This is a genomic window from Atopobium sp. (genome assembly GCF_034113385.1).
Classification (GTDB): Bacteria; Actinomycetota; Coriobacteriia; order Coriobacteriales; family Atopobiaceae; genus Atopobium.
Map to the genome: position 1 here is coordinate 144,338 of NZ_JAXEXL010000009.1, position 7,450 is coordinate 151,787.

Annotated in this window: 10 protein-coding genes; all 10 read left to right on the forward strand. The window is 45.4% G+C overall.

Annotated elements, in window-relative coordinates; translation table 11 throughout:
• The first annotated feature begins 6 nt into the window (after positions 1-6).
• Positions 7-2,544 carry a choline trimethylamine-lyase gene (gene cutC / locus SPD80_RS02290; protein ID WP_320605758.1) on the forward strand — a complete coding sequence of 846 codons (2,538 nt, stop codon included), beginning with the start codon at positions 7-9 and terminating at the stop codon, positions 2,542-2,544.
• A gap of 59 nt (positions 2,545-2,603) precedes the next feature.
• On the forward strand, positions 2,604-3,548 hold the full coding sequence (cutD, locus tag SPD80_RS02295; RefSeq protein ID WP_320605756.1) for a choline TMA-lyase-activating enzyme: 945 nt from the start codon (positions 2,604-2,606) through the stop codon (positions 3,546-3,548).
• 6 nt (positions 3,549-3,554) lie between these two features.
• Entirely contained in the window at positions 3,555-3,893 is a 339-nt protein-coding gene (gene eutS / locus SPD80_RS02300) for an ethanolamine utilization microcompartment protein EutS (RefSeq protein WP_320605754.1), read from the forward strand.
• Positions 3,893-4,393 carry a EutP/PduV family microcompartment system protein gene (locus tag SPD80_RS02305; RefSeq protein WP_320605752.1) on the forward strand — a complete coding sequence of 167 codons (501 nt, stop codon included), beginning with the start codon at positions 3,893-3,895 and terminating at the stop codon, positions 4,391-4,393. The genes eutS and SPD80_RS02305 overlap by 1 nt, the downstream gene beginning before the upstream one ends.
• On the forward strand, positions 4,312-4,989 hold the full coding sequence (locus SPD80_RS02310; protein WP_320828305.1) for a hypothetical protein: 678 nt from the start codon (positions 4,312-4,314) through the stop codon (positions 4,987-4,989). The genes SPD80_RS02305 and SPD80_RS02310 overlap by 82 nt, the downstream gene beginning before the upstream one ends.
• On the forward strand, positions 4,982-5,830 hold the full coding sequence (gene eutJ, locus SPD80_RS02315; protein WP_320605749.1) for an ethanolamine utilization protein EutJ: 849 nt from the start codon (positions 4,982-4,984) through the stop codon (positions 5,828-5,830). Before SPD80_RS02310 ends, eutJ begins: the two co-directional genes overlap by 8 nt.
• Positions 5,823-6,128 (forward strand): BMC domain-containing protein, encoded by a 306-nt coding sequence (locus SPD80_RS02320; protein WP_320605747.1) that lies wholly within the window; start codon positions 5,823-5,825, stop codon positions 6,126-6,128. The genes eutJ and SPD80_RS02320 overlap by 8 nt, the downstream gene beginning before the upstream one ends.
• Positions 6,115-6,384, forward strand: a complete 270-nt coding sequence (locus SPD80_RS02325) for a EutN/CcmL family microcompartment protein (RefSeq protein WP_320605745.1) — start codon at positions 6,115-6,117, stop codon at positions 6,382-6,384. The genes SPD80_RS02320 and SPD80_RS02325 overlap by 14 nt, the downstream gene beginning before the upstream one ends.
• Positions 6,385-6,397: 13 nt before the next feature.
• Positions 6,398-7,279 (forward strand): phosphate propanoyltransferase, encoded by an 882-nt coding sequence (pduL, locus tag SPD80_RS02330; RefSeq protein WP_320605742.1) that lies wholly within the window; start codon positions 6,398-6,400, stop codon positions 7,277-7,279.
• Positions 7,280-7,321: 42 nt separating this feature from the next.
• A partial coding sequence (locus SPD80_RS02335) for a BMC domain-containing protein (RefSeq protein WP_320605791.1) occupies positions 7,322-7,450 on the forward strand: 129 nt, incomplete at its 3' end.

The window sequence follows — 7,450 nt, forward strand, 5'->3', positions numbered from 1 at the left end:
TAAAGGATGGATATTAAGGAGTTTGCAAAGGAACTTTCCGAGGCGACCAAAACAATGAGTGCTGAGGAAAAGCATGCGGTACGTGAGATGTTTGCAAAAGTTTCCGATCAGTTGGATGCACCACTTCACAGCAAGCCCTGCGTAGTGGACGGTCCTACCGACATTCCTGAGGGCCCTACGCAACGTCATGTTCGTCTTAAGGATAACTACCTCAAACAAGTTCCCAGCATTACTACGTTTCGTGCTCGTGCGGTTACCGAGATTATGAAGGATAATCCAGGTATGCCTAAGATTGAGCTGCGCGCTAAGGCATTCCGTCGTTGTTGCGAAACTGCTCCTTTGGTCATTCAAGATGACGAGCTTATCGTTGGTGCTCCTTGTGGTGCTCCACGTGCTGGTGCGTTTTCACCTGATCTTGCCTGGCGCTGGCTTAAGGAAGAGCTCGATACCATTGGGGATCGTCCTCAAGATCCTTTCTATATCTCTGATGAAGATAAGCGCTACTGCCGTGACGTGCTTTTTCCATTCTGGGAGGGCAAGTCACAGGATGAGATTTGTGAGGATCAATATCGTGAGGCTGGTGTCTGGGAGCTTTCCGGTGAGTCCTATGTATCTGACTGCTCCTATCACGCTATGAGTGGTGGTGGAGATTCCAACCCTGGTTATGATGTCATTCTTATGCGTAAAGGCATGCTTGATATTCAAGCTGAGGCAAAAGAGCATCTTGCCAAGCTTGATTATGCTAATCCAGATGACTTGGATAAGATTTACTTCTATAAATCTGTAATTGATACTACTGAGGGCGTTATGATTTATTCAAAGCGCCTGAGTGAGTTTGCTTTACAAAAGGCTGCAGCTGAGCATGATCCAAAGCGTAAATGCGAGCTCGAGAAAATCGCTGAAACTCTTGCCTATGTACCTGCGCATAAGCCGAGGACATTTTATGAGGCTATGCAAGCGGTCTTTACGATTGAATCCTTATTACCAGTAGAGGAAAACCAAACTGGTATGTCTATTGGTCGTGTTGACCAGTATATGTATCCTTTCTATGAGGCGGACATTAAGGCTGGTCGCATTACTCCGTACGAGGCTTTTGATATTGCAGGTTGTATGCTCATTAAACTGAGCGAAATCATGTGGGTTACCTCACGTGGACAGTCTGAATTCTTTGCGGGATATCAGCCATTTATTAATATGACTTTGGGTGGTATTACTCGTAGGGGTAACGACGCTACCAACGATTTAACCTACCTGCTTATGGATGCTGCACGCCATGTAAAGATTTATCAGCCTACTATTGCTTGTCGTATCCACAATAAGTCACCCGAGCGCTATATGCGCAAGATTGTTGACCTTGTGCGTTCCGGAATGGGCTTCCCAGCTTGCCATTTTGATGATACGCATATCAAGATGATGCTTGCTAAGGGCATTTCTGTTGAAGATTCTCGCGATTACTGCATGATGGGTTGCGTTGAACCTCAAAAATCAGGTCGCCTCTATCAGTGGACTTCTACGTCCTATACACAATGGCCTGTTTGTATTGAACTTACACTTAACCATGGTGTTGACCTGTGGTATGGCAAGCAGGTAACTCCAGATCTTGGTGACCTTTCTCAATACAAAACCTTCGAAGAGTTTGATGCGGCAGTTAAAAAGACCATCCAATACGTTACCAAATGGACCGATGTCGCCACTGTTATCTCTCAGCGTGTCGCCCGCGAAGTTGCACCTAAGCCTTTGATGTCCATCATGTTTGAGGGCTGTATGGAAAGCGGCAAGGACGTTTCGTCTGGTGGTGCCATGTATAACTACGGTCCAGGTGTTGTATGGACAGGTTTGGGTACGTACACCGATTCTATGGCAGCCATCAAAAAGCTTGTTTTTGATGAGCACAAATATACGCTTGATGAGCTTAACGAGGCTCTTAAGGCTGACTTTGTAGGGTACGAGAAAATCCAGCAGGATTGCATCAATGCTCCTAAGTACGGTAATGATGATGATTATGCTGACAGTATTGCAGCAGATATTCTGCATTATACCGAGCACATTCATGTGAAGTATAAAACGCTCTATTCTCACATGTCTATGGGCACACTTTCCATTTCTAACAATACGCCATTTGGTGAGATGACCGGTGCTTCTGCAAATGGTCGTAAGGCTTGGACACCTCTGTCAGATGGTATCAGCCCCAGTCAAGGCGCTGATCATAATGGTCCTACCGCCATTATTAAATCGGTTGGTAAGTTACCCAATGACTCTATGAATATTGGTATGGTTCATAACTTTAAACTTATGAGTGGCATTCTTGATACGCCCGAGGGAGAGCGTGGTCTTATTACGCTTTTGCGTACTGCTTCGATGTTTGGTAACGGTGAGATGCAGTTTAACTATCTGGACAATGAGACGCTTATTGATGCTCAGGCTCACCCAGAGAAGCATCGTGATTTGGTGGTACGTGTTGCGGGTTACAGCGCATTCTTCAATGAGCTCTGCAAGGACGTTCAGGACGAAATTATTAGCCGTACCATGCTTACCAAACTGTAATTGGTATTGGTGTCAGCAGAGTTAAACGACAGGATAAAAAGGGAGGGGGCAAAACGGAGATGGAACCTCAACAGGAAAAGATTGAGCGTAAGGTACGTATTTTCAATCTGCAAAAGTACAACATGTACGATGGTCCGGGCGTTCGCTCCATGGCCTTTCTCAAAGGTTGCCCCCTACGCTGTAAGTGGTGCTCCAATCCAGAAAGTCAGCTGCGGGAACATGAAGTAATGTTCAAGGTTGATAACTGTGTAGACTGTGGTGCTTGTGCTGCGGTTTGTCCGGTATCTCTTCATAAGATGGTAGATGGCAAACATGTGGTAGACCGTACTACTCGCTGCATTGGTTGTCGTCAGTGCGAAGAAGCCTGTCTGCATAGCGCCCTACAAATTATGGGAGAAGACTATTCGGTCGATGATCTTATCTGCTTTTTTGAACAGGACGAAGATTTTTATCGGATGTCGGATGGCGGTATTACGCTTTCTGGTGGAGAAGTGTTGGCACAAAGTGAAGCTGCTCTCGCAGTATGCATGGCCAGTCAAGCGAAAGGGTATCATACAGCACTCGAAACCTGTGGGTACACACCCGTAGAGACTCTTATGAAGGTAGCTCCTTACGTTAATTTGTTTTTATACGACATCAAGCAGATGGATCCCGTCAAACATAAGTTTTGGACAGGGGTAAATAACGAACTCATTCTTTCCAACGTGAAGTGGTTGCTTGAAAACGGCTATAACGTGCGCGTGCGTATGCCGCTTTTAAAGGGAGTAAACGATTCAAAGGAAGAGATAGATGCCGTTATTGCGTTCTTTAGCCCATACCGGTATCAAAAAAACTTTGATGGTGTTGATTTGTTGCCTTACCACAAATTAGGAGTTGGTAAATACAAATCCCTTGGTCGAGAGTATGAGATTGAGGGTGATCCATCGCTCACTAATGACGATTTAAATCGTATTGAAACATGGATTCAGACTGCGGACTTCAAAGTTAATCTTGTGAGGCATTAAAGCGTTATGGAAAAACTCGATCGCATAATACAGGAGTCTGTTCCAGGAAAGCAGGTAACGCTTGCCCATGTTATTGCTTCGCCAGGACCGAGTGTAAATGAGCGGATTGGTGTTGCCGCAGGTGATGCCATTGGCATTCTTACACTGAGCCCTTCCGAGACAGCCATTATTGCAGCGGATGCTGCCGCTAAAGCTGCTCCAGTTGAAATTGGTTTTTTAGATCGTTTTACTGGCTCAGTTGTCATTATGGGCGATGTACAGAGTGTTGAAGAATCACTGCATGTTGTGTGTGACATGCTCCATGACAAGCTTGGTTTTTGTGTTGTGGAGGTGACAAAGTCCTAATGTCTGGTCGCTTTGCATTTATAGGTCTTGATGGATCAGGTAAAAGCACGCTCGCTGATTTAGTAGAGGGTTGTTCATCCGACCATAAGCATAGGGAGGACTGCTATTACCGTCCACATACCCTTGAGATTCCAGGGCATTATGTAGAGAACCATTGGATGCACAATGTCATTCTCATGCTCTTGCACAATCAGGCATGTGCATTCGTCTTACTGTTAGATGGTACGACACGGCTTTCATACTATTCGAGCGGTTTTGCTAAAGCAACGAGAAAACCCAGTTTGGCCGTGGTTACAAAGTGTGATGTTTTGGATGAAGCCCAGCGTGAAGAGGCACGGATGCTCTTGGCTGACACTGGTTGTCATGAACTGTTATTTCTTTCCACTCGGACAGGTGAAGGAATATGTGAGTTTAAACAATGGGTGATACAACAAAAACAAACTGCATGCCTACCTATGGGGCAGAGCAAAAACGAGGGGAGGCAGCCATGCACTATATAACAGAAGGGGAGCTGCGCAGGCAGTATGCGCAAGAGCATTTTGATACGTTCCAACTTCCAATTGGTGCACGTCTTACGCCGAGCGCTCGTCAATTTCTGATTGATTTTAGGATTAATTTTGAATCGCTTTATCACAAAAAAAGCTCTGTACGTAAAGAGAAGCAAGTTCTTTGTGACAGCTCTACACAAACACAGGCACTCAAAGATGATATGCGCATTTTGGGAGCGCGTTTAAGGCTTTTGGCACACAAAGCCTTAGGTGTTAATAACGATGCAGCACAGCTTTTGGAATGTGTTGGTGGCGCTTGGCAAGAAGGTACGCTTGCAAAAACAACGTGCTGTTTTTCTGAACAACAGCTGCAATCTACTTGCGAAACAATCCCTTCACTTCCCCTGAATGCATGCGTGCACACTGTGTACTTTGAGATGACTGTTATGTGTCTGGAACTTTTGCGTTGTATTCACTTTTGGAACAGCGCTTGTTTTGATGAGGCTGCAAGCCGTTTTCTTGATTCTTGGATGCAGCAAGCACATGCAGTTTTTTGTGTTCTTACAACATATGTGGAGCAGGTAAAGGAGGGAACGTCTGGTGATTGATAGTACACAGGCAAACACATTGCTGGATGCTCTTATTACGGCTGTTGATGCTCCAAAGACTAACAATACAGGCGAACTGTATTGCGGCTTGGATTTGGGTACTGCTTTTATTGTGCTTACCGTGGTAAACGATAAGGGCGAACCTGTAGCTTGCGCATATCAGTTTGCCAATGTTGTACGCGATGGTCTTGTAGTGGACTATGTGGGTGCATGTGATATTGCGGCAAGCTTGAAGAAGCAGGTAGAAAAAATCTTAGGTACAGAGCTTATTCATTGTGCTGTTGCCATTCCTCCAAAAACCGAACAGCTTGATGGCGGTGCCGTTAAAAATGTTGCCGAGAGCACGGGAATGAACGTCGTCGCTGTATTTGATGAGCCTACAGCTGCCAATCTTGTAATGAACACTCAAGAAGGTGCGGTGGTAGATATTGGTGGCGGTACTACTGGTATATCCATCTTTGAGCATGGCAAGGTTGTTACCTGTGAGGATGAATCTACGGGAGGCACGCATTTCTCGCTTGTGCTTGCGGGTGCTAAGGGCATGTCGTTCAATGAGGCAGAGCTATATAAAAGAGATGCTGCTCATCATGAGGAAATAGTGCCCATTGTTGCACCCACTATTGACAAGGTAAGTTCCATTATTCGTAGTGCTTGTCGCAATCGCCATGTCCCTGAGATCATTCTTGTGGGCGGTACGAGTGAGCTGAGCGGCATTGAGGATCGTATTGAGAAAGCTCTGAATATACCAGTATATAAGCCTAATCATCCCATGTTTGTGACGCCTCTAGGCATTGCTTTAGGTTGCCGTTTGCATATGCTCCAGGAGGCTCATCATGCTTGATATCAAGATAATCAAGGCTCCCTCTGCTGGAACTATGGCAATCGTTCGTCAAAGAAGTGGCGCACGCTGGAGTGAGGATTTTAAGCCTGCAGCCCTCGGTTTAATTCAGGGAAAGCTTATAGAAATGATAGTAGCGAGTGACATTGCCGAAAAAACAGCGGGCGTAGTAGTAACCGACATTCGTGGCTCTTGTCCTCAGAACATGGTGCTGCTTGCTATTGCTGGTAACACTGCAGAGGTTATGGCCTGCCTTACAAGCATCAAGAACGGTGGTGACGGTACTCATGATTGTGGGTAAGCTCATTGGTTCCATTTGGGCTACACGTAAGTATGACGAGCTTGATGGCATGAAACTTATGCGCGTGGAAATTCTGGATGAGGATAAAAAAGGACAATATCTGATCTGCGTAGACACTATGAGTGCTGGATGCGGCGATAGGGTCTTAGTAACTACTGGTAGTGCTGCTTATCACTTTATAAAAAATGAGTTTGGTAAAAACGCACCAGTAGATGCGGTTATTGTCGGCATTATTGACGAAGATGTGACTCTGTAGAAAGGAGAGTGAGATGAGGAAGCTGATATGTGCTCAGGATGTACTTGCTGCTTCTTACCGGCACGAAAACCTCGTGATAGATTCAAATACTATAGTCACACCTCAAGCTGCAGATGTTGCCAAAGAGTGTGGTGTAGCTCTCGTAAAAGCTAGCCAGAGTACTTGCGCAAATCATAAAGATCCGTGCGCTGTTGTATCTGATAAAAACAATGAAGCTGCAATTTCTGCCGAGGAAATAGAGCGCATCATAACAGCTGCTCTTGATCAAGGTATTTGGAATGAAGCGACCTTGCACCAACTGCTAGATAAGAAGCGTAAGACAGATTTAGATAGTCTGACTGTGGGAGTGTCAGGTCGTCATATTCATGTATCTCAAGAACACCTTGATATCTTGTTTGGTAAAGGTTATGAGTTGAGTGCCGTAAAAGAGCTCTCTCAGCCAGGACAATTTGCAGCTAAAGAATGCGTGACGCTCGTAGGCCCTAAAGGTGTTATTCAAAACGTTCGTGTTTTAGGACCAACTCGTAAGCAAACACAGGTTGAAGTGCTTGCAGGTGACACATTTAAGCTTGGCGTGCCACAGGTAATCCGCCTCTCTGGTCACCTTAAAGGTACTCCAGGCATTACGGTAGTTGGTCCTAAAGGAACAGTCATTCTTTCCGAAGGACTTATTGTTGCGGCGCGTCATATTCATATGTCGCCTGCCGAAGCATCTGAGCGCGGTTTACATGATGGTCAACTAGTTTCCATACGTTTTGATGGTGAACGTGCAGGACAACTTGACAACGTAGCTATACGTGTCACAGAGAATTCAGCATTGGATTGCCATATTGATACCGAAGAAGCAAATGCATTGCATATAGCTCATGGTTCTGTAGTGCAGATTATTAAGTAGGCAACAACGTACAAATAGGTACGCAAACAACAGGAGGATAAGATGTCCAACATTACACAGGCACTCGGCATGGTAGAGACTAAGGGTTTGGTTGGAGCTGTAGAAGCAGCAGATGCCATGGTTAAAGCTGCCAACGTTACCTTGGTAGGTAAGGAGCTTGTAGGCGGCGGT

What these genes read in the sequence shown, in the direction of transcription:
- cutC (WP_320605758.1), top strand. Translation starts at nt 7, where the DNA reads ATGGATATTAAGGAGTTTGCAAAGGAACTTTCCGAGGCGACCAAAACA.
- cutD (WP_320605756.1), top strand. Translation starts at nt 2,604, where the DNA reads ATGGAACCTCAACAGGAAAAGATTGAGCGTAAGGTACGTATTTTCAAT.
- eutS (WP_320605754.1), top strand. Translation starts at nt 3,555, where the DNA reads ATGGAAAAACTCGATCGCATAATACAGGAGTCTGTTCCAGGAAAGCAG.
- SPD80_RS02305 (WP_320605752.1), top strand. Translation starts at nt 3,893, where the DNA reads ATGTCTGGTCGCTTTGCATTTATAGGTCTTGATGGATCAGGTAAAAGC.
- SPD80_RS02310 (WP_320828305.1), top strand. Translation starts at nt 4,312, where the DNA reads ATGGGTGATACAACAAAAACAAACTGCATGCCTACCTATGGGGCAGAG.
- SPD80_RS02320 (WP_320605747.1), top strand. Translation starts at nt 5,823, where the DNA reads ATGCTTGATATCAAGATAATCAAGGCTCCCTCTGCTGGAACTATGGCA.
- SPD80_RS02325 (WP_320605745.1), top strand. Translation starts at nt 6,115, where the DNA reads ATGATTGTGGGTAAGCTCATTGGTTCCATTTGGGCTACACGTAAGTAT.
- pduL (WP_320605742.1), top strand. Translation starts at nt 6,398, where the DNA reads ATGAGGAAGCTGATATGTGCTCAGGATGTACTTGCTGCTTCTTACCGG.